Annotated in this window: 22 protein-coding genes and 2 pseudogenes; 6 read left to right on the plus strand and 18 right to left on the minus strand. The window is 72.5% G+C overall.

What is annotated here, in order from left to right:
- Positions 1-11: 11 nt before the first annotated feature.
- From AMY39116_RS0301215 to AMY39116_RS0301225, 3 genes are read right to left on the minus strand one after another with little or no spacing between them, the layout of a single operon-like run.
- The gene (locus AMY39116_RS0301215; protein ID WP_020415887.1) at positions 12-695 is read right to left on the minus strand and encodes a response regulator transcription factor; all 684 of its coding nucleotides are present in this window, start codon (positions 693-695) and stop codon (positions 12-14) included.
- Positions 692-1,864, minus strand: a complete 1,173-nt coding sequence (locus AMY39116_RS0301220; protein ID WP_020415888.1) for a sensor histidine kinase — start codon at positions 1,862-1,864, stop codon at positions 692-694. Before AMY39116_RS0301220 ends, AMY39116_RS0301215 begins: the two co-directional genes overlap by 4 nt.
- Before the next feature lie 10 nt (positions 1,865-1,874).
- A complete protein-coding gene (locus AMY39116_RS0301225) occupies positions 1,875-2,633 on the minus strand; it encodes a CPBP family intramembrane glutamic endopeptidase (protein ID WP_084506001.1) in 759 nt (252 codons plus the stop codon).
- Between the two features lie 589 nt (positions 2,634-3,222).
- Here AMY39116_RS0301225 and AMY39116_RS47285 point away from each other — a divergent pair.
- Both AMY39116_RS47285 and AMY39116_RS47290 read left to right on the plus strand, forming a co-directional pair.
- Positions 3,223-3,645, plus strand: a pseudogene (locus AMY39116_RS47285) (alpha/beta fold hydrolase); the annotation flags it as partial.
- 158 nt (positions 3,646-3,803) lie between these two features.
- Positions 3,804-4,403 (plus strand): alpha/beta hydrolase, encoded by a 600-nt coding sequence (locus tag AMY39116_RS47290; RefSeq protein ID WP_020415892.1) that lies wholly within the window; start codon positions 3,804-3,806, stop codon positions 4,401-4,403.
- A 122-nt stretch (positions 4,404-4,525) separates the two neighbouring features.
- On the opposite strand, the gene AMY39116_RS0301240 is transcribed toward AMY39116_RS47290, so the two are convergent.
- Positions 4,526-5,620 (minus strand): alcohol dehydrogenase catalytic domain-containing protein, encoded by a 1,095-nt coding sequence (locus AMY39116_RS0301240; protein ID WP_020415894.1) that lies wholly within the window; start codon positions 5,618-5,620, stop codon positions 4,526-4,528.
- A gap of 92 nt (positions 5,621-5,712) precedes the next feature.
- Between AMY39116_RS0301240 and AMY39116_RS0301245 the strand changes: the two genes are divergently transcribed.
- Complete coding sequence (locus AMY39116_RS0301245; RefSeq protein ID WP_020415895.1) at positions 5,713-6,639, plus strand: LysR family transcriptional regulator; 927 nt, start codon at positions 5,713-5,715, stop codon at positions 6,637-6,639.
- Here AMY39116_RS0301245 and AMY39116_RS0301250 read toward each other — a convergent pair.
- On the minus strand, positions 6,633-7,472 hold the full coding sequence (locus AMY39116_RS0301250; RefSeq protein WP_020415896.1) for an SDR family oxidoreductase: 840 nt from the start codon (positions 7,470-7,472) through the stop codon (positions 6,633-6,635). The two genes, AMY39116_RS0301245 and AMY39116_RS0301250, sit on opposite strands and share 7 nt — an antisense overlap.
- 71 nt (positions 7,473-7,543) lie before the next feature.
- On the opposite strand from AMY39116_RS0301250, the gene AMY39116_RS0301255 reads away from it, so the two are divergent.
- The 3 genes and pseudogenes from AMY39116_RS0301255 to AMY39116_RS41980 all read left to right on the plus strand — a co-directional run bounded on the left by AMY39116_RS0301255 (position 7,544) and on the right by AMY39116_RS41980 (position 10,211).
- A complete protein-coding gene (locus AMY39116_RS0301255) occupies positions 7,544-8,461 on the plus strand; it encodes an AraC family transcriptional regulator (RefSeq protein ID WP_020415897.1) in 918 nt (305 codons plus the stop codon).
- A 121-nt stretch (positions 8,462-8,582) separates the two neighbouring features.
- The gene (locus AMY39116_RS0301260; protein ID WP_020415898.1) at positions 8,583-9,428 is read left to right on the plus strand and encodes an oxidoreductase; all 846 of its coding nucleotides are present in this window, start codon (positions 8,583-8,585) and stop codon (positions 9,426-9,428) included.
- 16 nt (positions 9,429-9,444) lie between these two features.
- Positions 9,445-10,211, plus strand: a pseudogene (locus tag AMY39116_RS41980) (SDR family NAD(P)-dependent oxidoreductase).
- An 8-nt stretch (positions 10,212-10,219) separates the two neighbouring features.
- Here AMY39116_RS41980 and AMY39116_RS0301270 read toward each other — a convergent pair.
- The 13 genes from AMY39116_RS0301270 to AMY39116_RS0301330 form a co-directional block, all read right to left on the minus strand.
- Entirely contained in the window at positions 10,220-11,011 is a 792-nt protein-coding gene (locus tag AMY39116_RS0301270) for a CoA ester lyase (RefSeq protein WP_020415900.1), read from the minus strand.
- Positions 11,008-11,820: a MaoC family dehydratase N-terminal domain-containing protein gene (locus AMY39116_RS0301275; protein WP_020415901.1), complete on the minus strand. Its 813-nt coding sequence runs from the start codon at positions 11,818-11,820 to the stop codon at positions 11,008-11,010. The genes AMY39116_RS0301270 and AMY39116_RS0301275 overlap by 4 nt, the downstream gene beginning before the upstream one ends.
- 4 nt (positions 11,821-11,824) lie before the next feature.
- Positions 11,825-12,976 (minus strand): acyl-CoA dehydrogenase family protein, encoded by a 1,152-nt coding sequence (locus tag AMY39116_RS0301280; protein WP_020415902.1) that lies wholly within the window; start codon positions 12,974-12,976, stop codon positions 11,825-11,827.
- On the minus strand, positions 12,969-13,832 hold the full coding sequence (locus AMY39116_RS0301285) for an SMP-30/gluconolactonase/LRE family protein (RefSeq protein ID WP_020415903.1): 864 nt from the start codon (positions 13,830-13,832) through the stop codon (positions 12,969-12,971). Before AMY39116_RS0301285 ends, AMY39116_RS0301280 begins: the two co-directional genes overlap by 8 nt.
- On the minus strand, positions 13,825-15,393 hold the full coding sequence (locus AMY39116_RS0301290; RefSeq protein ID WP_020415904.1) for a class I adenylate-forming enzyme family protein: 1,569 nt from the start codon (positions 15,391-15,393) through the stop codon (positions 13,825-13,827). Before AMY39116_RS0301290 ends, AMY39116_RS0301285 begins: the two co-directional genes overlap by 8 nt.
- An 11-nt stretch (positions 15,394-15,404) precedes the next feature.
- On the minus strand, positions 15,405-15,776 hold the full coding sequence (locus tag AMY39116_RS0301295; protein WP_020415905.1) for a Zn-ribbon domain-containing OB-fold protein: 372 nt from the start codon (positions 15,774-15,776) through the stop codon (positions 15,405-15,407).
- Positions 15,773-16,921 carry a thiolase family protein gene (locus AMY39116_RS0301300; protein WP_020415906.1) on the minus strand — a complete coding sequence of 383 codons (1,149 nt, stop codon included), beginning with the start codon at positions 16,919-16,921 and terminating at the stop codon, positions 15,773-15,775. The genes AMY39116_RS0301295 and AMY39116_RS0301300 overlap by 4 nt, the downstream gene beginning before the upstream one ends.
- Positions 16,922-17,002: 81 nt before the next feature.
- The gene (locus AMY39116_RS0301305) at positions 17,003-17,674 is read right to left on the minus strand and encodes a GntR family transcriptional regulator (RefSeq protein ID WP_157358355.1); all 672 of its coding nucleotides are present in this window, start codon (positions 17,672-17,674) and stop codon (positions 17,003-17,005) included.
- A 47-nt stretch (positions 17,675-17,721) separates the two neighbouring features.
- A complete protein-coding gene (locus AMY39116_RS0301310) occupies positions 17,722-18,735 on the minus strand; it encodes a CaiB/BaiF CoA-transferase family protein (protein WP_020415908.1) in 1,014 nt (337 codons plus the stop codon).
- Positions 18,736-18,746: 11 nt separating this feature from the next.
- Positions 18,747-19,472 carry an SDR family NAD(P)-dependent oxidoreductase gene (locus tag AMY39116_RS0301315; RefSeq protein ID WP_020415909.1) on the minus strand — a complete coding sequence of 242 codons (726 nt, stop codon included), beginning with the start codon at positions 19,470-19,472 and terminating at the stop codon, positions 18,747-18,749.
- Positions 19,469-19,975 (minus strand): SDR family oxidoreductase, encoded by a 507-nt coding sequence (locus tag AMY39116_RS44555; RefSeq protein WP_020415910.1) that lies wholly within the window; start codon positions 19,973-19,975, stop codon positions 19,469-19,471. The genes AMY39116_RS0301315 and AMY39116_RS44555 overlap by 4 nt, the downstream gene beginning before the upstream one ends.
- Positions 19,972-21,126 (minus strand): thiolase family protein, encoded by a 1,155-nt coding sequence (locus tag AMY39116_RS0301325; protein WP_020415911.1) that lies wholly within the window; start codon positions 21,124-21,126, stop codon positions 19,972-19,974. Before AMY39116_RS0301325 ends, AMY39116_RS44555 begins: the two co-directional genes overlap by 4 nt.
- Complete coding sequence (locus AMY39116_RS0301330) at positions 21,123-21,533, minus strand: Zn-ribbon domain-containing OB-fold protein (RefSeq protein ID WP_020415912.1); 411 nt, start codon at positions 21,531-21,533, stop codon at positions 21,123-21,125. Before AMY39116_RS0301330 ends, AMY39116_RS0301325 begins: the two co-directional genes overlap by 4 nt.
- Positions 21,534-21,664: the final 131 nt, after the last annotated feature.

Consider the following 21,664-nt stretch of genomic DNA (forward strand, 5'->3'; position numbering starts at 1 on the left):
CGCCGACGGCGTCAGTCCACTTCGGACACCAGGCCGACCCGGTAGGCGAGGACGACCGCCTGCACGCGGTCTCGCAGGTCGAGCTTGTTGAGGATGCGGGAGACGTAGGTCTTCACCGTCTCCGCGGACAGGACCAGCGCCGCGGCGATCTCGGCGTTGGACAGGCCTGCGGCGAGCTGTTCGAAGACCTCCAGCTCGCGGGGGGTCAGGGCCCGCACGACCTCGTCCCGCGCCGCGCGGGACGGGTCGGCCGGGCGCAGCCGTTCCGCGAAGTGGCCGATCAGGCCCCGGGTGACGGCCGGGGCGATCAGGGACTCGCCGCGGGCGATGGTGCGGATGCCCTCGACCAGCTGGGCCGGCTTGGCGTCCTTGAGGAGAAACCCGCTGGCACCGGCGCGGAACGCCTCGTAGACGTACGCGTCGACGTTGAAGGTGGTGACCACCAGCACCTTCGGCGGCGCCTCGACGCCGGGGCCGGCGATCTGCCTGGTCGCCTCGATGCCGTCCAGGACGGGCATGCGGATGTCCATCACGACCACGTCGGGGCGCAACCGGCGCGCCATCTCCACCGCCTCGCGGCCGTCCGCCGCCTCGCCGACCACGGTCATGTCGGGCGGTGCCGACAGGACGGTGACGTAACCGGTGCGCACCAGCTCCTGGTCCTCGCAGATCAGCACGCGGATCGGCGCGGTCATGCGGCGCCGACCGGGATCAGGGCGTGCACGCGGAAACCGCCGTCCGGGCGTGGTCCGGCGACCAGGTCGCCATCGAGCATCCGCAGCCGTTCCCGGAGCCCGCGGAGCCCTCGTCCGCCGGACGGCGCCACCGGTGCGGTGACGGGCCCGGTGGTGGTCACCTCGATCTCCAGGTTCTCCCGGCCGTGCCGGAGCAGGACCGTGGTCGGTTGCCCGGTCGCGTGCTTGATCGCGTTGGTGAGCGCTTCCTGCACGACGCGGTAGGCGGCCAGTTCCACGTCGACGGGCTGCGGCCTGCTGACGCCTTCTTCGGTCCATTCGACGGGTTGTCCGGACAACCGGGCCTGCTCGACCAGGTCGCTCACCCGCCCGATGGCCGGCGTCCGGACCGGGGACTCGCCGGTCACCTCGAGCACGTCGAGCAGCGCCCGCAGTTCGGTGAGCGCCCGGCGCCCGGTGTCGCTGATGGCGCTCAGCCCGTCCCCGGCGCGTGCCGGCTCCGCCTCGAGCAGGAACTGCGCCGCGTCGGCCTGGACCACCATCGCCGTCACGTGGTGGGTGACCACGTCGTGCAGATCGCGGGCGATCCGCGCCCGCTCGGTGGACGTGGCCACCTCGGCGGCCAGCCGCTCGCGTTCGGCCTGTTCCGCGCGCCACCGGCGCACCCCGGTCCCTGCCAACCAGATCACCGCCATCATCAAGTAGAACGCGAGGTAGTCGAGGAACCGCGGGGGCGCCCCCAGGGTGTGCAGGACGACCGCTAGCACGGCGTAGGCCGCCGTGACCGCCGCCGCCAGCCTGCGACGGAACCGGGCGAGGTGCGCACCGGCGGCGTACAACGCCAGGAGGAGCCCCATCTTGCCGAACGTGTCCGGGTAGCCGAGCACCTGACCGGCGGCGAACGCGCTGCCGACGAGGGCGAGGCACACGGCGGGCCACCGGGTCCGCACCGCCAGCGGCAGGCACAGTGCCAGGGTCAGCACCAGGCCGGCCACCGCGCCGGCGTCGCGCCGCGGGAGGTCGCCGATCTCCGGCCCGATGTGGGAGATCGCGGGCACGAAGGCCAGCACCGCGACGACCACCGCCAACGCGGTGTCCTTGACGAGAACGGGGAGACGGGGCCACTGGCGGACCACCGCGCGGATGGGGGCGGCCGTGTCGGCGAGCACCCGCCGGAGTCTAGCGACGGCGCATCGGCACCAGGTTGCCGCGCCTGCGCGCGGCGACGAGCATCGGCACGGCCAGGACCAGGCTCACGATGACGGGCACGATCGACGCCTCGAGGCCGAAACCGCCGCCGGTGAGCAGGTCGGGGCCGGTCGGCTGGGCGACCAGCAGGCCCGCGCCCGGGTGCCCCGAGACCGGGATGCCGAGCAGCCCCACGCTGGTGTTCCAGGCGAAGTGCAGGCCGATGGCCAGCCAGATGTCGCGGCACCACAGGAACGCGGCGCCGAGCAGCACACCGGCCTCGACGGCGATCGCGAACGAGCTCCACAGCGTGGCGCCCGGGTTGGCCAGGTGCACGAGACCGAAGAACACCGCGGTGACGGCCAGCGCGACCCAGCTGCCGAACAACCGTTCCAGTGCCTGCAACGCGAACCCGCGGAAGATCAGCTCCTCGGTCACCGCCGCTCCCAGTTGCACCGCCACCACGCTCGCCACGATCGCGCCCTTGTCGCCCGAGGACCCGGTGAACGAGAACTCGGTCATCACGACGATCACCGAAGTGGCGATGAACACGACCCCGAGCACGACGCCGGTCAGCGCGCGGAGCACCGCCCGCGCCGACAGGAGTTCCGGCGTGCTCCGCCGCGCGACGTAGCGCATGACCAGCCAGTAGACGGGGACCGCCGCGACGGCCCCGACGGCGGCCAGCACCGGCGGCCCGCCGGAGGTCAGCGCCGACACCCCGCCGACACCGGCGATCCCCACGAGCATCCACACGAGCGGAAACCGCAGAACGCGGCCGGACTTCCCAGCTCCGTGACCCGTGCTTGCCACAACTCCCGCGTCCACTCCGGACCTCCCGTCGACCGTGGCCACCGCGAACCGGTGACCGCCACGAAGGCTACGAGCACACGGCCGGCGTGGAATCCCCGCAGAGACGACGATTCGGGTAGCTCGCTCGGGGGATCCCGGTGCGGACTACGGAAGTGTCCACGCCAAGGGGATCCGCGTCGGGCAGTTGAGGTCGCCGGCGCCACGGTGGCGAGCTGCGACACGGATGACGCGGCGGACGGGACCGCGCCACCGACCGTCGCCGAGGTGGCCGCCCCCTCCGCGGCACCTGGGGCACGTGCCCGCCACTGGCCAAGGGCGCCAGTCTTGATACCTGGCTCGTCTGCTGCGCGGTCCAGGTTCCGCTCGACTACGGAAACCCTGGCGGCGCCACCATCGACCTCGCCGTCTCGAAGCTGCCTGCCGCGCAGTCCCAGGAGCGGCGCGGTGTCCTGCTGCTGAACCCGGGCGGTCCGGCCCTGCCCGGCCTGGACATGCCGGGTGCCTGGCGCCGACCCTGCCGGCGTCGGTGCTGGCGGCCTACGACCTGATCGGTTTCGACCCGCGCGGGGTCGCACACAGCGCGCCGAGGAGCTGCGGTCTGGACGACCCGTCCGTCGCCGGCCTCTTCCCCTACCCCGCCGCGGACGGCTCGATCGCCGCGAACGTCGACCGCGCCCGTGCCGTCGCCGAGCGGTGCGCGACGAACGCGGGCACCGACCTCAAGTTCTTCACCACCGCCAACACCGCCCGCGACATGGACAACATCCGGGTGGCTCTCGGGGAGGAGAAGATTCCCTACTGGGGCCAGTCCTACGGCACCTACCTCGGCGCGGTCTACGCGTCGCTGTTCCCCGACCGCGCCGACAGGGTCGTCCTGGAGGGCAACGTCGATCCCAGGAAGGTCTGGGCCCACGCGACGGACAACTGGGGCAAGGGCATGGCGGACCGCTTCCCCGACGCGGCCCGGGATCGCCGCCGCGCAGGACGCCGTACTCGGACTGGGCAGCACCGCCGACGAGGTCACCCGCAACTACCTGGCACTCGCCGACCGCCTCGACCGCACCCCCGCGCCGGTGCCCGGCACACCGCTGGCTCTGGGCCGGATCGATGCTGCGCAACGTCACCTACAGCCTCCTGCTGCACAACGAGACCCTGCCGGTGCTGGCCCAGTTCTGGTCGGCCGCCCCGCACCTGGCCGACGGCGCGCTCACGGAGGCGGACGGCCAGGTGCTGCAGCAGGTGTTCGCCGCGCCGCCGGCCACACCGGGAGTGCCTGCCGACAACCAGGCCACCATGTTTCTGGCACTGATCTGCGGTGACGCGCGGTGGTCGCGCGGCGTCGACGCCTGCGCCCGAAGCGCCGCCGCGGACCGCGCGGCCTGGCCGCTCACCGCCGGCATGCCCGCCAACATCTGGGCGTGCGCCTTCTGGCCCGAACCGATCGAGGAGCCCGTCGCGGTGACCGCCGAGGGACCACGCAACACCGTGATCCTGCAGAACCGCCGGGACAACGCCACCCCGTGGGAGGACGGCCTCGGGCTCGCCGAGGTCCTCGGCCGGCGCGCGGGTTCCGTCGGCGCCGACAACGGCGGCCACTACGTCTACGGCCAAGGCTCCACCTGCGTCGACCAGGCGACCGTGACGTTCCTGACCACCGGCCGGCTATCGGAGGAGAACCTCTACTGCACCGACGTCCCAGAGGGATGACCGCGCGGGGTCACGGCCGCGGCACGTTCTCGGAGCCCTCGGGTCCGGGCCGCAGCGCGGCTCCGAAACCGTCGACCGACATGCTGAGGTTGCCCGCTTTCCTGGTTCCGATCGGCATCCGGCTAGCGACCGCCGGCCCTCGGCATGAGGACGGTGCGGTCGAAGGGGCCGCCGTGGGCCGCGGCGTGGGCGACAGCCTCGTTGACCTGGTCCAGGCCGAACCGGGTGATGCGTTCGGGCGCGAGGTCCAGTGCTCCCGTCGCGATGAGGCGGATCATGCCGACGTTCGCTTCGCGCGGGTACATCCATTGGCCCCGGACGGTCACCGAGTTGCGCATGATCCAGGGGTAGGGCAGGGCAAGATCCGCACCGCCGAGCATGCCGACGCCACCCATCAGCACGACCCGCCCGTACTCGCGCACCGTCATAGCGGCCGCGCGGGCCACCGAGCTGGGCGCCTCGGGCGGCAGGAGATCGAGCACCATGTCGATGGGGCCGTCGGTGGCCGCCGCCATGGCCGCGCGGTCGGTGTCTTCGTCTCCGCTGAGCTCGACCGGGCTCACCCGCGCGCCGAACCGGTCGGCGAGCAGGTCGAGGACGGTCCGGTTGCGGCCCGGGGCCACCACGTGCCCGGCACCCATGGCGAGCGCGACGGCCACCGCGCTGCTGCCGAGGTTGCCGGTCGCCCCGCTGATCAGCAGCGTCTCCCCGGCCTCGAGCCGGCCTGCCAGCAGCCCGCCGTAGGGAATGGTGTGCACCCCCAGCACGGACCAGCGTTCGGGATCGGCCGCGGCGCCGGCAGGCAGGGGGTACACGTTCTCCGTGGGAACGCGCATGAGTTCGGCGAACGGCCCGTCGTGGAAGTACCGGGCCAGCTTGGCGCCGCCCTCGCCGCGGGAGCTCCAACCCTGCAGCGTGATGTCCGGTGTCAGGGCGTCGTCGCGGGCGCGGACCGTCGAGTCGCACCACACCACGTCCCCCACCTTGAGCTTGGTGGCGTCCGGCCCCACGCTCACCACCCGGCCGATGCCGCCGACACCCGGCACGACCGGCAGTTCCAGCGGATAGCGCCGGGCTCCGCTGAACACATCGGCCGCGTACGGGGGCACGCAGGTCGCCAGGACCTCGACCAGCACCTCGCCGGTGCCGGTTTGCGGGTCCGGCGCGTCGTGCACCTTGAGCGGGGAGCCGAAAGCTGTGAGTGTCGCTGCACGCATGGAAAACCTTCCTGTCTCGTCCTCCGCCACGCTAGGCGCGGCACGGACATGCGGGAAGCGATGATCAGGCATCTCTGGTATGCGTGGTCAGCATGGACGTGTCGAGCGCGAGCCTCCGGGTGCTGTGTCAGATCGCCGAATCGGGCAGCTTCACCGCTGCCGCCGCGGAGCTGGGCTACACGCAGTCCGCGGTCTCACGCCAGGCGATCGCGCTGGAACGCAGCGTCGGAGCCACCTTGTTCGAGCGGCGGACCGACGGGGTGCGGCTCACCCAGCGCGGGCTGACGCTGCTGCGCCATGCCCGGACGATCCTGGAGTCGGTGGACGCGGCCGAGCGTGACCTGACCGGTGCGGCTCCCCGCACAGAACTGGTGCGGCTCGGGCTGGTCCTCAGCGCCGGCCCGGTGATCCTGCCCGCCGCGCTCGCCCGGCTCGCCAGGACGGCGCCCGGGGTCCGGGTCGCCACCCGCGAAGGCACCACGCCGGGCATGGCCAGGGCGTTGCGCACCGGTTCCATCGACGTCGCCGTGCTCACCTCGCGCCCGCCGCACCGCCCACCGGACGGCGAGTCGCCGCGGCTGCACACCACGGTCGTCCAGGACACCGAGCTACTCGTGGCGGTGTCGGCCACCGGCACGTTCGCTGGCCGCACTTCCGTGCACGTCGACGAACTGGTCGGCGCGCCGTGGATCGCCAGCCCGTCCTCGAGCGGGGAGCCACTGCTCGGTGTCTGGCCGGGCCTGCCGGGGCGAGCGCACATCGTCCACAATGCACGGGACTGGCTGACGAAACTGCATCTGGTGGCGGGTGGTTTCGGCGTCACCACGATCCCGGAAGGGTTGTCGCCGGTGCTGCCGCCGGGCGTGATCCCCCTGCGGGTCCAGGGCGCGCCACCGGAGATCCGCAGGGTCCTCGTCGCCCGGCTCCCCGGCCCTGCCACGCCGGCGATCTCAGCGGTCACCCAGGCGATCACCTCGGCCGTCCTCGATCAGAGCTCCGAGCGCCGGCGAGCTCACTGAGCGCCGACACGGGCCAGTGCCCAGTCGTTGTAGTCCTTTTCGGACGTCTCGCGCCGCATCCGGGCCGAGAATTCGACGTCTTCGCCGACCAGGTACCGGAGCTGGGTGCTGTCGTCCTCGGCCGCGGTGACGACGGCTTCGGCCACCGTCCGGGCGGTCGCGAGCCGGTAGGGCCCCTCCTGCTCGAACGCGCCCATCACCTGTCGCACGAGCGGCTCGTAACCGGCGGGGACGGGGACGGCCTGAGCGCTTTCGGCGGTGCGGGCCAGGAAGTTGGTCCCCCGCACCAAGCCGGGCTCGACGAGCTTGACCGAGACCCCGCGCGCGGCCGCCTCGTAGCGCAGGGATTCGGTGAAGCCTTCGACGGCGAACTTGGTCGCGCTGTACACCGACAGCAGTGGCTCGGGGACGATCCCGGCCCCGGAGCTGATCGCGATCAGACGGCCGCCCTGGGCCGCGAGGATCGGCAGGGCGGCCTGCGTCACCTGCATCATCCCGAAGACGTTGGTCTCGAACAGCGCCCGGACGGTGGCCATCGGGGTGGACTCGAAGACGGAGAACAGCCCGGCGCCGGCGTTGTTGACGACGCAGTCGAGCCGGCCGAACCGGGCCAGGGCGTCCCGGAGGGCAGCCTGGATCGAGTCCGGGTCGGTGATGTCGAGTACGGGGGTCAGCAGGTGCTCGGTGGCCGGGCCGAGGTGGTCCTCCGGCAGCGGGCGGCGGGCCGTCGCGACGACGTTCCACCCCCGGTCCAGGAAGAGCTCGGCTGTGGCCTTGCCGAACCCCGAGGAGCTGCCGGTGATCAGGACGGTCTTGCGGATTTCTGTGCTCACACATCAAGTCTCGACGCCGCCACCCGGACTGTCTATCATCAAAGCTCCGATAATAGTTGGCGAGCGTCCGGATGACTGATCCTCTGGCCGAGGTGATCGGCCTGCTGCAACCGCGCGTCGTCCTCTGGAAGCAGATCGAGGGCTCCGGGCGGTGGGGGTTGCGGTTCGAGGCGAACTCCGACGTCAACTTCGGTGTGGTCACCGCCGGCGAGTGCTGGCTGCGGTGCGAGGGAGACCCGGTCCCACTCGCGGAGGGGGACTTCCTGCTGCTGTCCGGCCCACCCGCCTTCACTTTCAGCAGTGACCTCGGCGGGGACGTCGTCGACGGGGAACGGGCGCTGGCCGGCGCCCCGGACAACCACCTGAGACTGGGCAGCGAGGGCGGGCCAGTTGTGCGGCTGCTCGCCGGGCATTTCGCGATCGAGCCGGAAAACGCCCATCTCCTGCTGGACCTGCTGCCGACGGTGGTCCACCTGCGGGCGGGCACCGACGGCGCCGGGCGGATCGCGAAGCTGCTCGAACTGATCGGGGACGAAGCCGGCGCGGACCGGCCCGGTGGGTCGCTGGTGCTGTCCCGGCTCGTCGAGGTGATGCTGGTCGAGGCGCTGCGCAGTGCTCCGGCGACGCTGGAGCACCCGGCGGCCAACCTCCTGGCGGGCCTGAGCGACCCGCCGGTGGCGGCTGCCCTGCACGCGATCCACGCGGACGTCGCCCGGCCCTGGACGGTGGCCGACCTGGCGGCCGAGGCGCGGATCTCTCGATCTGTCTTGGCCGAGCGGTTCGCCCAGCGTGTGGGCCTGACGCCGATCGAGTACCTGCTGTCCTGGCGGATGGCCATCGCCAAACGCGCTCTGCGGCAAGGGAACCAATCGATCGCCGAGATCGCCCGGCAGATCGGCTACGGCTCGACGAGCGCGTTCAGCACGGCGTTCGCCCGTGTCACCGGATCAGCTCCCGGCCGGTACGCGCGCCGGCAGCCTGCTGTTTAGCGGCCTCGGCTGGGTGGTTGCGGTTGTCGGGGGACAACGTGGGCCACCTTGCGCGCTCTGCGGGTCCGTCGCCGCGGGCATCCTGATCCTGCCGGAAGTCAAGGCAAGGAAAGGAAAACACATGACCGCAGGGGCATCGGTGTGGTTCGTGACCGGGTGCTCGACCGGGTTCGGCCGTAGCCTGGCCGAGCATCTGCTCGATCTCGGCCACCGGGTGGTCGTCACCGCGCGGCGCACCGAGACGATCGCGGATCTGGCCGACCGCGGGCAGGCCTTGGTCCTCCCGCTGGACGTGGCCGACGACGAGCAGGTGCGGGCGGCTGTCCGGGCGGCGGAGGACCACTTCGGACAGATCGACGTTCTGGTGAACAACGCCGGCGTCGGTTACTTCGCGGCTGTCGAGGAGAGCGACGAGGAACAGATCCGCACGCTGTTCGACGTCAACTTCCACGGCGTCTCCCGCATGGTCCGCGCGGCGTTGCCGGGCATGCGCCGCCGCCGCAGTGGGGTCATCGTCAACCTCACCTCGATCGGCGGGCTGGCCGGGTTCCCGGCCGTGGGCTACTACTGCGCGACCAAGTTCGCGGTCGAGGGCCTCAGCGACACCCTTCGCCACGAGCTCGCTCCGCTGGGCATCGGCGTGATGACCGTCGAGCCGAGCGCGTTCCGCACCGACTGGGCCGGCTCCTCGGCCGAGACCACCCAGCCGATCGCCGACTACGACGCGACCGCGGGCGCGGCACGCCGGGCCTACCACGAGTCCGTCGGTCGCCAGGCCGGCGACCCCGACCGCGCCGCCCGCGCCGTGGTACAGGCCGTCGAGGCGCCGGACCGCCCGCAGCGTCTGCTGCTGGGCAATGAGGCCTACGACACCGCGGTCGGCCGGTTCCGCGCCGCCCTCGACGAGTTCGCACGCTGGGAATCCGTGACCCGCGGCGCCGACTACCCCGTCACCGTCCACAACTGACACTCGGAGGAACACCATGAACCGCTTCACTGGCAAGGTCGCCGTCGTCACCGGCGGCGGTTCCGGCATCGGTGAGGCCGCCGCCCGCCGCCTGCTCGCTGAAGGAGCGAGCGTCGTGATCGCCGGGCGCAGCGAAAGACGGCTGCGCGAAGCTGCCCGGACGATGCCCGCGGACCGGGTCCTCGTCCACGTCGCCGACGTCTCGGTCCGCGCCGACTGCGACGCCGTGGTGGCCGCCGCCCTGGACCGCTTCGGCCGGATCGACACGCTGGTCAACGCGGCCGGGATGAACCTCGTCGGTTCCGTGCCCGCCACCAGCGACGAGGACTGGCGTGCCTGCATGGGCGCGGACCTCGACGGCGTGTTCTTCATGATCCGCGCCGCCCTGCCCGCCCTCACCGAGAGCAAGGGCTCGATCGTGAACGTCGGATCGGTCTCCTCGCTCGGCGGCGGCTGGAGTCACGCGGCCTACTGCGCAGCGAAGGCGGCGGTGGCGAACCTGACCCGCGCGGTCGCCTGTGACCACGGCGCCGACGGTGTCCGCGCCAACGTCGTCTGCCCCGGCCTGACCGTCACCGACATGGTTTCGGAGATCATGGCCGACGAAGCGCTGCTCGACAAGGGTGGGAGCGCATCCCGCTGCGCCGCGCCGGGCAGGTCGACGAGGTCGCCGCCGCGATCGCGTTCCTCGCCAGCGACGAGGCGGCGTTCATCACCGGCGCGAGTCTCGCCGTCGACGGTGGCCAGACCGCCACCGACGGCGGTCCCGAATGGGGCAAGTGACCGGTCGCCTAAGAGGCGGTTTCCTCCCGCGCCCGGGCCAGGATGGCCTGGGCGCGGAGGACGACCGGCCGGTCCACCATCTGTCCGTTGTGGACGCCGACGGAGCCGTCGGTGACCGAGGACAGGATCTCCTTGGCCCACTGGACTTCCTCGCCGGAAGGGGTGAAGGCGGCGTTGACGGGGTCGATCTGGTTCGGGTGGATGCACAGTTTGCCGGTGAAGCCCAGCTCGATCGCGTGCGCCAGGTCCGCGCGCAGCACCGCCGGGTCCTCCAGCTCAGTGGTGACGCCGTCGATCGGGGCGGCGCGGCCGGCCGCGGCGGCGGCGATCACCACCGCGGAGCGGGCGTGCTGCAGGGCGGTGTGGGAGTGGTGGTCGACGCCGAGCTGGGCCGCGAGGTCGATGCTGCCGAACGCGGGCCGCACCACGCCCTCCGCGGCGCAGACCTCCACTGCCCGCGCCACGCCGAGCGCGGTTTCAATCAGCGGGATCACCGGCGTGCCGATCGACGCCAGCACGGCTGGGTCTTCGGCCTTGGGCACCATGACGGCGGTGGCGTGGTCGGCGACGGCGGCCAGGTCGTCGTCGAACCACGGTGTGCCGGGGCCGTTGATCCGCACCACCGCCTCACCAGATGCCAGCCACGCCCGGACATGTTCCCGCGCCGAAGCCTTCTGGTCGGGGCCGACGGCGTCCTCCAGGTCCAGCACCACCACATCACAACCGGAGGCGGCGGCCTTGGCGAACCGGTCGGGGCGGTGGCCGGGCACGAACAGGAAACTCCGCGCACCAGCGATCATGCGACACCTCGCAGCTGGCCGGTGGCGGTCTGCCGCCCATACAGGTCCCGCACCGCCGTGGTCACCCCATCCGGTTCCTCGCTGGCGGCGGTGATCAGCCCCTGGTGGTCGAACAACGGGGACACCAGCCGGTAGGTGAACTCCACCTCGCCGCCGACACCAAGAGCGCGGGCGGCTTCGGCCATCGCCAGCGCCTGCAGCGGCCCGTGGGTCAGCAAACCGGGATAGCCCTCGACATCGCGGGCGTAGTCGCGGTCGTAATGAATCCGGTGCGCGTTGTAGGTCAGCGCGGAGAACCGGAACAACAACGTCGGTGTCACCTCGATCGCCCACTCCCCCGGCCCGGCAGGCACCACCTCCCCAGCCGAGACCGCGGGCAGACTCCCGGCGGCCGGGCGGTAGACGATGTCCTGCCGCTCCTCCACCACCACCCGCCCGCCCTGCGAGATCAGGTGCTCCACGGTCACGAAGGTCAACGGCCCGGACCGGCCTTGCTTGTCGGCCACCGACGCCACCCGGGTGCGCCGCGTCGCCGGCTCCCCGCACCGCAACACCCCGCGCGTGCGGACCCGGCCGCCGGCCCACATCCGCCGCCGCCCCGGCCCCGGCGGCGCCGGCACACCATTGCGCACCGGATGCCCATCCGGCCCCAGATCCGCCTGCGCCGGGCGTTCCAGCAGGTAGAACCAGTGCCACAGCAGCGGCAGCCCCTCGCGGGCCAGGTCCGGCACCGGCACGTCCAGCAACGCCCCCAGCGCCCGCGCGGGCTCCGGCGACAACACCTCGGTGCGCTCCACGACCTCGGTCACGGCGTCAGATCCGGTTCCGGTTGATCAACTGGCGGGCGATCACGCCACGCTGGATCTCGTTGGTGCCCTCACCCACGATCATCAACGGCGCGTCCCGGAAATACCGCTCCACATCGAACTCCGTCGAATACCCATACCCACCGTGGATCCGCACCGCGTTCAACGCCACCTCCATCGCCGTCTCCGACGCGAACAGCTTCGCCATCCCCGCCTCCATGTCACACCGCTGCCCCGAGTCATACCGACGAGCAGCCATCAACACCAACTGCCGCGCCGCCTCCAGCTTCGTCGCCATGTCCGCCAGATAGTTCCCGATCGACTGATGCTGCCAGATCGGCTTACCGAACGACTGCCGCTGCTGGGCGTACCGCAGCGAGTCCTCCAACGCAGCCCGCCCCACGCCCAGGGCCCGGGACGCCACCTGGATCCGGCCCACTTCCAGGCCCTTCATCATCTGGGCGAACCCCTCGCCCTCGGCACCACCCAGCAGCGCGTCCACCGGTGCGCGGTACCCGTCGAAGGACAGCTCGCAGCTCTCCACCCCCTTGTAGCCCAGCTTCGGCAGGTCACGGGACACGGTGAGCCCGTCGCCGTGTTCCACCAGCAGGATGCTCATCCCCGCGTGCCGGGGCGTCGCGGCCGGATCGGTCTTGCACAGCAGCGCGATCAGCTGGGAGCGGCGGGAGTTGGTGATCCACGTCTTCGCGCCGTTGACGACGTAGTGGTCCCCCTCGCGCCGGGCCGTGGTGGTCATCGCCTGCAGATCGGATCCGCCGCCCGGCTCGGTGAGCGCCATGGTCGCCCGGATCTCCCCGGTGGCCATCTGCGGCAGGTAGCGGTCCCGCTGCTCCGGCGTGCCGAACGTGGCGATCAGCTTCGACACCACCGTGTGCCCGCCCATCGCTCCGGCGAGGCTCATCCAGCCGCGCGCCAGCTCCTCGGTGACCTGGACGTAGCACGGCATCGACACCGCGACCTCGCCCCACGGCTCCGGGATCGCCAGCCCGAAGATGCCCATCTCCTTCATCGCGTCGATGAGCTTCTCCGGATAGGTGTTGTCGTGCTCCAGCTCCCGCGCCACCGGCCGGACCTCGCGGTCCACGAAGTCCCGGACGGTGTCGACGATGAACTGCTCTTCGGTGCTCAGCTCAGGCATGGTGTGTCCTCGCAGTGGTGGGTGGCGGCACGAGGTGCCGGGGTCCGGTGGCGACGCCGTCGAGGGCGAGCACCCGGCCGCCCTTGGCCGCCGTGACGACGAGTGTGTCGCGGGCCGGGCCCGCGAAGCACAGGTTGGTCGGAAAGGTGCCGTCCGGGAAGCGGATCGGCGCCAGCGGGGTGCCGTCCGTGCCGAGCACGGCGATCCGGTCGGCGTCGGGCAGGGCCGCGTAGAGCCGCCCGTCGGCGTCGAACGCCAGGCCGTCCGGCCCGCCGGGAAGCGCGGCGAGGACACCGTCGAAGCGCAGGGACGCCCCGTCCCAGGTGTAGCCGAGCAGACGGCGTTCGCGGGTGGCGGCGACGACCAGCCGGTCGCCGTCGAAGGCCAGCCCGTTGGGGAAGTCGATCCCCTCGGCCACCACTTCGAGCCGGCCGTCCCGCGGGTCGTAGGCGAGCACCTGGCCGGGCCCCTCCTCGTGGGGGCTGCCGGGGTCGGTGAACCAGATCCGCCCGTCCGGGCCGCGGACCAGGTCGTTGGGCGCACGCACGCCAGTGGTGAGGGCGTCCAGGACCGTGCCACCGAGCAGGGTCTGCAGTCCCGCCGCGGCCGGGCGGTGTGAGCTGCTCCGCCGCACCGATCCCCCGTTCTGGGCGACCCACACCCGGCCGTGTTCGTCCTCGGCCAGCCCGTTGGGGCCGCCGCCGGTCTCGACACGCCGTACGACGGCGCCGGTGCGGTGGTCGAGTTCGAGGACCTGGCCGCGGGACACGCTGGTCACGAGCAGGCGGCCGTCGCTGGTCCACAAGGGGCCTTCGGTGAAGCCGGCGCCGCTGGTGAGCAACCGGATGTCAGGCATCGAACACCTCGCGGAGCTTGAGCTTGCTGACCTTGCCGGTGTCGGTGAGCGGCAGGTCGGCGGCGGTCATCAGGACGAACCGCGACGGCACCTTGTACCCGGCCGCCTGGCCCCGGATGTGGGCGGTCAGGTCGGCGACGAGCCCGTCCTGTTCGGCTCCCGGGTCGCGGGGCACCAGCACGCAGGCCATCACCTCGTCTCCGTTCTCGCCGGGCACGCCCATGACGAAGGCCTGGTCGACGGCCTCGTGCGCGATGAGGATGTCCTCGACCTCGGCGGGGGCGATGTTGATGCCCTTGATCTTCATCATCTCCTTGCGCCGCCCGGCGAAGTGCAGCCAGCCGTGCTCGTCGAGCCACCCCAGGTCGCCGGTGCGGAACCAGCCGCCGGGCCGGATGGCGTCGGCGTCGAGTTCGGGCGCGTCGAGGTAGCCGTCGATCACCGCGCCGGACAGCTCGATCTCCCCGGTCACCCCGGCCGGGCACGGCACGCCGGCGTCGTCGACGATCCGGACCTGCTGCGTGGGCAGCGCGGTGCCGCAGGTGCTCAGCTTGACCTCGACCGGATCGAGCGCGTCGCTGACCGTGGAGTGGCCGTAGCCTTCGGTGAGCCCGTACATGCTGCACACCTGGGTGACGCCGAGTTCCTCGATCACCAGGCGCTTGTCCTCGGCGGTGAACCCGCACGTGCCGGTGCGCAGCGACGAGATGTCGCGCTTGCCGAACGACGGCGCCGACAGCAACGCCCGCGTGGTGGGCGCGAGTCCGTAGTAGACGGTGCAGCGCTCGCGCTCGATGAAGGCCAGCGCCTCCTCGCCGTCGAGGCGTTCCTGCAGGCAGAGCGTGGTGGCGTGGGTGAGGGCGACGGGCAGGGCGTTGGCCGTGCCGTAGCCGAAGAAGAACGGCGCCGAGATCCACAGCCGGTCGCCGGGGCGCAGGTGCTGGCGGCGGCCGATCTCGCGGGGGTTGGCGACCAGCGGGCCGTGGCGCAGCGGGACCGGTTTGGGTTTCGCGGTGCTGCCGCTGGTGAACAGGATCGCCGCCAGGTCGCCGGGGCCGACCGGGACGTCGACGGGCGGGCCGGCGGGCAGCGCCGGGGGCAGCTCGGCGCCGGCGGGCCAGGTGAGCGCGCCGAGGTAGTCGCGGCGGGATTCGCCGTAGAGCTCGCCGTACCCGGCCTGGGCCAGGTCGGCGAGGACGTCGCGGCCGAACAGCTTGTCGTCGGTGACGACCGCCCTCAGCCCGGCCCGCTCGATCACGTAGGCGTATTCGGAGGAGCGGTACCAGGTGTTGACCGGGACCGCGACGAGACCGGCTAGGTGCGCGCCGAGGGTCGCGGTGAGCCAGCGCAGCCCGTTGGGCAGCAGCACTCCCACCCGGTCGCCCGGCCGCAGTCCCGCGGCCACGTAGCCCGCGGCCATGCGTTCGCACGCGCCGAGCAGGCCGGCGAAGGTGGCGCGGCCGTCGGCGGCGACCACGGCCTCGTGGTCGCCGAAGTGCTCGCCGAGGGCACGCAGCACCCCGGGCAGGGTGTCCTGGTCGAGAAGCCGGTAGTGATCCACAGTGGACTCCTTCAGGCGGGCCGGAACCGCACCAGCGGGGTGCCGTTCACGCGCTCGAACGTGGCCGTCACGGGCAGGCCGACGCGGACGTCGCCGCCGGTGACGTTGCTGATGATCTGCACGCCCTCGGTCAGCAGCACGACCGCGACGACGTACGGCGGCTGCGGCCCCGGTGGCGGGAAATAGGCCTTGCGGAACACGGCGTAGGACCACACCGTGCCGGTGCCGGCCGCGGTGAACCACTCGATGTCGCCGTGGACGCGGCAGTGCGGGCAGACCGGTTTGGGCGGGAAGCGGGACTCCCCGCAGGCCCGGCACCGCGCCACGCGCAGCTGCCCGGCTTCGAGCCCGGCGAGGTGCGGGGTGAGGTCGATGGTGCTCACGGCCGGCTCCCGTACACGACGGAGGACACCAGCGGCGCGGCGCAGGCGTACTGGATGTGGGTCGCGCCGGGGATCTGCCGTGCGCCGCATTCGCCGCGCAGCTGGCGCACGGCCTCCACGTTGAGGCCCCAGCCCTGCAGGTAGCTTTCGGACAGGTGCCCGCCGGAGGTGTTCACCGGGAGCTCACCCCCCAGCCCGATCCGGCCGTCCTGGATCCAGCGCCCGGATTCCCCGCGAGGACAGTAGCCCAGGCCTTCCAGGGTGAACAGCACGTTGGGGCTGAAGTTGTCGTAGAGCATCAGGCCGTCCACGTCGGCCCGGTCGATGCCGGCCTGGCGCAGCGACTCCGCGCCGGCCTCGCCGATCGCCCCGGCCCAGAAGTCCTCGGGCGGGAAGTCGGAGCCGAGGAACTGGGCCCGCTGGGCGGTGCCGAGCACGTACACCGGCGGCCGCGGCAGGTCCGGGGCGCGCTCGGCGGTGGTGAGGATCATCGCCACGCCTCCGTCGTTGATCAGGCAGTAGTCGAACAGGTGCAGTGGTTCGACGATGTGGCGCGAGGCCAGGTAGGTCTCCAGGTCGAGCGGGTCGCGCATCACCGCCGCCGGGTTGAGGGCGGCGTGCCGGCGGAAGGTCAGCGCCACCTCGGCCAGTTGCTCCTCGGTGGTGCCGTACTGGTGGCGGTGCCGCTGGAACATCAGCGCCGAGAACGCGCCCGGGGAGGTCATGCCGTAGGGCCGGGTCAGTTCCGGCGCGGTGCCGTAGCCCTCCCCGGCCGCGGTGTAGCCGGTGCCACCTGCGCCGTAGGTGGCGCCCGCGGAGCGGCCGTCGTTGCCGTACACCAGCGCCACGGTCCGGCACTGACCGGTGCGCAGCGCGGCGGTCGCCAGTTCGATCGCCGCCCCGCACATCCGGCCCTCGGCCGGGAGCGGCACGCACCACCGGGGCTGCAGGCCGTGGGCCGAGGCGAAGGATTCGTAGCCAGTGACCCGGCAGGCGACCAGCCCATCGACGTCCCGGACATCCATCCCGGCGTCGGCCAGCGCCTCGCGCAGCGCCCAGCCGGCCAGGTCGTCGGCGGAGTGGCCGGGCAGCTTGCCGAAGCGGGTGGTGCCCACCCCGGCGACGGCCGCGAGTGGCCTGTTCATCACGACTCCCTCGTCGTCTGATACTTGATAATGTATAAAGTCAATCCAGAAAGCAAGACCCCGGACGAAAAAAGGGCCTGCTCAGAAGGCGTCGTCGGCCAGGACGCCCTGGTCCCGCAGCGTGCGCACCACGTGGTCGCCCTCCAGCCGGACGTGCTCCCGGCTGGCGGCGTCGGCGGCCGCGGCGTCGCCGTCCCGCAGCGCGCGCAGGATGCGGGCGTGCCCCTTGTTCGCCTCGGGACCGCCGCCGGAGGGCACCTCGTACACCGAGCGGGGCAGGTTGCGGGACAGCTGGCGCAGCACCGACAGCAGACGGCGGCTGCCCCCGGTCTTGTTGATCAGGGAGTGGAACTCCCAGTTGAGGTCGTGCAGCTCGTCGCCGTCGGTGCTGCGCTGCATCTGCTCGTGCAGCTCCTCCAGCTTGCGCAGGACCGGCTCGGTGATCCGGGTGGCCGCCCGCGCGGTCGCCAGGCCCTGGACCATCCCGTAGATCCGGTAGTGGTCCTCGATGTCCTCCTGGCGGATCGGCACGATGAACGTGCCGCGGTGCGGCTCGGTGTCGACCAGCCCCTCGGTCTCCAGGGTGATGAGGGCTTCCCGGACCGGGAGCCGGCTCACGCCGAGCTCGGCGGCGATCGCGTCCTGCGGCACGCGCTGCCCGCGTTCGAGGGTGCCGTCGAAGATGCGCTCGCGGATGTGGGCGGCGACCTCGTCGCTCATGCTCCGCCGCTTCGGCTGCGCCGCCCTGGCCATGCCGCCACCCCGTCCCCGTGTCGCTGCTGCCGGATACTTTATCAACGTTACTCCTCGACGATCGGGGAAATACGCGGGGCGGGCGCGGGCTCCACCCGGTTGCCGCACACCCGCAGCGTCGACCGCGCCGCCAGGTGCTCGTCGGCGGCTGCCTCGGCCATGCTCAGCACCGGCGTGACACAGGCGTCGAGCGGCTCGAACACCGCCGCCCACTCGGCACGGGTGCGGCCGGCGAAGATCTCCGCGAACAGCTTCTTCGTGGCCGGCCAGGACTCCCGGTCCCACTGGTCCGGCAGCTGGGCGGGGTCCAGGCCGAGCGCCCGCACCAGCCGCTCGTAGAACTGCGGCTCCATGCTGCCCACCGCCAGGTACTCGCCGTCGGCGGTCTCGTAGACGTCGTAGAACGGCGCGCCGGTGTCGATGTCGTTCGTGCCGGGCTCGGGCTGCCACCGGCCGTCGGCGACGCGCTGCCAGATGCCGGACATCAGCAGGCTGGCCCCGTCGACCATCGCCGCGTCGACGACCTGGCCGCGGCCGGTCGCGTCGCGCTCCCGCAGCGCGGCCAGCAGCCCGAAGGCGAGCAGCATCCCGCCGCCGCCGTAGTCCCCGACGAGGTTGAGCGGCGGCACCGGCGCCTGTCCCCGCCGCGCGATCGAACGCAGGGCGCCGGTGACGGCGAGGTAGTTGATGTCGTGCCCGGCCTTGGCGGCCAGCGGGCCGTCCTGCCCCCAGCCGGTCATGCGGCCGTAGACCAAGCGCGGGTTGAGCTCCGCGCACGCTCGCGGCCCCAGGCCCAGCCGTTCCATGACGCCCGGCCGGAAGCCTTCGATGAGCACGTCGGCGGAGGTGATCAGCTCCCGGGCCCGCGTCAGGCCGTCGTCGGCTTTGAGGTCGAGGTGCAGGGTGCGGCGTCCGCGGTCGAGGATGCCGCCGTCCCGGTCGCTGCCGGGGCGGTCGATCCGGACGACCTCGGCGCCGGCGTCGGCGAGCATCATCGCGGCGAACGGCGCCGGGCCGAGCCCGGCGAACTCCACCACGCGCAGTCCGTTCAGCGGTCCCATCGGTGTTCCCTTCACGCCGGCTGCCGGTACGGATCGCCGATGCTGCGCCCGCCGCACACGACGAGCACCTGGCCGGTGACGTAGGAGGCGCCGGCCAGGTAGGCCACCGCGTCGGCGACGTCGCCGGGGTGCCCGGCGCGGCCGACCGGGATCGCCTCCAGGGTGCGTTCCCGAATGCGGTCCGGCAGCCCCTCGGTCATCCGGGTGGCGACGAACCCGGGCGCGACGCAGTTGACGGTGATGCCCTGGCGCGCGACCTCCAGCGCCAGCGACCGGGTGGCGCCGACAAGCCCGCCCTTGGCCGTGGAGTAGGCGGTGGAGCCGAAAGTGCCCAGCCAGGCGCGGGAGGCGATGTTGACCACCGCTCCCCCGCCGCGCCGCGCCATCGGGGGCAGCAGCAGCCGCGTGAGGGCCAGCGGGCCGAGCAGGTTGATCGCGAGCAGGCGGCGGAACAGCGCCGGGTCGAGGCGGCCGACCCGCGCGTCCTCGAGCACGCCGGCGCAGTTGACCAGGATGTCGATCCCGCCGAACTCGGCCACGCATGCGGCGGCGACCTTCTCCCGGGACTCGGGCGAGGCGACGTCCAGGACCATCGGCCGCGCCTTCGGCCCGATCCTCGCCGCCGCCTCCGCCGGGTCGAGGTCGGCGACGACCACGACGTCCGCCTCCCGGGCCAGCCGTGCGCAGACGCCCCGGCCGATGCCACCGGCGCCGCCGGTCACGAGCGCGGTCTTCATGGCCGCAACCTCCCCAGACCGCTGCCGGCGGTCACGTAGATCTCCTGTCCGGTGATGTCGCCGCCGTCGGCGGCGAGCAGCGCGGACACCTGGTGGGCGACCGCGGTTTCGGCGCCCTCGGCGTAGAGCACGGTGTTGACCGTGATGCCGTCCCGGGCCAGCTCGATCGCCAGCGTCCGCGCCATCGACAGCACACCGCCCGCGACCGCCCCGGCCGCGGTGGCGTGCGGCCGGCCCAGCGCGGCTTCGGCCGGGAGCAGGAACACCAGCCGTCCCGTCCCGGACAGCGTGGGCAGCTGCCGCTGCAGTTCGGCCAGCACACCGGCGAGCACGTCGCCGATCTCGGCGTCGAGCAGCTCGTCGGACAGCGCTTCCAGATCCCGGTCGCCGGGCAGGTCCGGGGCCAGGCACGCGGCGGGCACCGGTGATTCCAGTGTGGACAGTGCCGCGGTGAGCGCGGCGGAGCCGCCCCACACGTGCACGGTCGTGGTCACCTGCGTCATCGGGACATCACCAGCGTCGTCACCGATCCTCCGTCCGTTCCGTTGACCGTGCCGCCCTTGCAGTAGCTCAGCCCGACGCGCGCGCCCTCGACCTGGCGGGCCCCGGCGGTGCCGCGCAGCTGCCAGGTCAGCTCGCAGGCCTGAGCGACGCCGGTGGCGCCGACCGGGTGCCCGCGCGAGAGCAGCCCGCCGCTGGGGTTGACGGGCAGCCGCCCGCCAAGCGCGGTGTGCCCGGCTTCGGTCCACGCCGCGCCTTCGCCGCGCGGGATCAGGCCGAGTCCTTCCATCCGGACGATCTCGGCGATGGTGAAGCAGTCGTGCATCTCGACCAGGTCGATGTCCTCCGGACCGGTGCCGGTGAGCTTCCAGGCCTCCTCGGCCGCCCGGCGCGAGACGTCCTCCTCGTTGACGTCGCCGGTGCCGGGCCGCACGCTGCCGCTGACGAGCGCGCAGCCCAGCATGCGCGGTACGGAGCCGGTCACGCCGAGGCGGCGCAGCCCGGCCGGGCTGCACAGCACCATCGCCGCGGCGCCGTCGGAGATCGGGCTGCAGTCGAGCAGCCCGAGTGGTTCGGCGATCGGCCGCGCGGACAGCACCTCCTGCAGGCTGACCGGCCGCTGGTACTGCGCGAACGGGTTGTGCACCGAGTGGGCGTGGTTCTTCACCGCGACCGCGGCGATCTGCTCGCGGGTCGCGCCGTGGTCGGCCATGTAGCGGCGGGCGCTGAGCCCGTGGCCGGCGGCCATCACGTACCCGACCGCCGCGTCCAGGTCGCCCGGGTCGGGCCGCACGCCCCCGGACACCCGGTCGGTCATCTTCTCCACGCCGATCACGAGCACGACGTCGTGCAGGCCCGCGGCCAGAGCCACCCACGCCTCGCGCAGCGCGGTCGCCCCGCTGGCGCAGTAGTTCTCGTGGTTGGACACCGGGCGTCCGTCGAGGCCGAGCTGCGCCGCGACGCGCTGCCCGGCGACCGGACCGCCGAAGACGTGCCCGACGTAGAGGGCGTCCACTTGGGACAGTTCCGCGCCGGCGTCGGTGAGCGCGGCGCGGGCGGCGCCGACCGCCATGCGCTCCAGGGTGACGTCGGCGGGGTACTTGCCGAACCGGATCATGCCGGCGCCGGCGACGTGGGCGGGTGCGAGCGTCATGCCGCCACCTCCGCGCGGAACCGGTAGCCGACCAGGTCGGCGCCGTCGGCGTCCTGACCGGTGGTCGTCAGTTCCAGGTGCACGGGCAGGCCGATCGTGACGTCCTCGGGGGCGGTCCCGCTGATCTGGGCGAGCACGCGGACTCCCTCCGGCAGGTCGACGTAGGCCAGCACGTAGGGCACCTCGACGCCGGGCGGCGCCTGCCGGACGACGGTGAAGCTGTACACCGTGCCCGCGGGCGAGAGCTCGGTCTCGCGGATCCCCTCGACCGCCCGGCACCCAGGACAGAACTCCCGCGCCGGGAACGAGACCGTGGCGCACCGGTCACACCGGGACCCGAGCAGGCGTGGCGGGGTCAGCTTCAGCAGTCCGTCCCGGAAGGGGCGGGCCGCGGCGACGGCGGGCATCGGAACCTCCAGCAGTCTTCGATGGAACACGTCCGACGGTACAAGTTTGATACATGATCAGACAAGTCTCATGCGCGAAACAATGCGTTGAACAGCTACTTCGAGGTTTTTGCACCGCAGTCTGGACACCG

Source organism: Amycolatopsis sp. ATCC 39116 (assembly GCF_000231075.2).
In the GTDB taxonomy this organism is placed as follows: Bacteria; Actinomycetota; Actinomycetes; order Mycobacteriales; family Pseudonocardiaceae; genus Amycolatopsis_E; species Amycolatopsis_E tucumanensis.

Bases quoted from the DNA above. Each gene is read 5' to 3' on its own strand.
- AMY39116_RS0301215 (WP_020415887.1), bottom strand. From the start codon at position 695: ATGACCGCGCCGATCCGCGTGCTGATCTGCGAGGACCAGGAGCTGGTG.
- AMY39116_RS0301225 (WP_084506001.1), bottom strand. From the start codon at position 2,633: ATGCTCGTGGGGATCGCCGGTGTCGGCGGGGTGTCGGCGCTGACCTCC.
- AMY39116_RS47290 (WP_020415892.1), top strand. From the start codon at position 3,804: ATGCTGCGCAACGTCACCTACAGCCTCCTGCTGCACAACGAGACCCTG.
- AMY39116_RS0301240 (WP_020415894.1), bottom strand. From the start codon at position 5,620: ATGCGTGCAGCGACACTCACAGCTTTCGGCTCCCCGCTCAAGGTGCAC.
- AMY39116_RS0301245 (WP_020415895.1), top strand. From the start codon at position 5,713: ATGGACGTGTCGAGCGCGAGCCTCCGGGTGCTGTGTCAGATCGCCGAA.
- AMY39116_RS0301255 (WP_020415897.1), top strand. From the start codon at position 7,544: ATGACTGATCCTCTGGCCGAGGTGATCGGCCTGCTGCAACCGCGCGTC.
- AMY39116_RS0301260 (WP_020415898.1), top strand. From the start codon at position 8,583: ATGACCGCAGGGGCATCGGTGTGGTTCGTGACCGGGTGCTCGACCGGG.
- AMY39116_RS0301270 (WP_020415900.1), bottom strand. From the start codon at position 11,011: ATGATCGCTGGTGCGCGGAGTTTCCTGTTCGTGCCCGGCCACCGCCCC.
- AMY39116_RS0301280 (WP_020415902.1), bottom strand. From the start codon at position 12,976: ATGCCTGAGCTGAGCACCGAAGAGCAGTTCATCGTCGACACCGTCCGG.
- AMY39116_RS0301285 (WP_020415903.1), bottom strand. From the start codon at position 13,832: ATGCCTGACATCCGGTTGCTCACCAGCGGCGCCGGCTTCACCGAAGGC.
- AMY39116_RS0301300 (WP_020415906.1), bottom strand. From the start codon at position 16,921: ATGAACAGGCCACTCGCGGCCGTCGCCGGGGTGGGCACCACCCGCTTC.
- AMY39116_RS0301305 (WP_157358355.1), bottom strand. From the start codon at position 17,674: ATGGCCAGGGCGGCGCAGCCGAAGCGGCGGAGCATGAGCGACGAGGTC.
- AMY39116_RS0301310 (WP_020415908.1), bottom strand. From the start codon at position 18,735: ATGGGACCGCTGAACGGACTGCGCGTGGTGGAGTTCGCCGGGCTCGGC.
- AMY39116_RS0301315 (WP_020415909.1), bottom strand. From the start codon at position 19,472: ATGAAGACCGCGCTCGTGACCGGCGGCGCCGGTGGCATCGGCCGGGGC.
- AMY39116_RS44555 (WP_020415910.1), bottom strand. From the start codon at position 19,975: ATGACGCAGGTGACCACGACCGTGCACGTGTGGGGCGGCTCCGCCGCG.
- AMY39116_RS0301325 (WP_020415911.1), bottom strand. From the start codon at position 21,126: ATGACGCTCGCACCCGCCCACGTCGCCGGCGCCGGCATGATCCGGTTC.
- AMY39116_RS0301330 (WP_020415912.1), bottom strand. From the start codon at position 21,533: ATGCCCGCCGTCGCCGCGGCCCGCCCCTTCCGGGACGGACTGCTGAAG.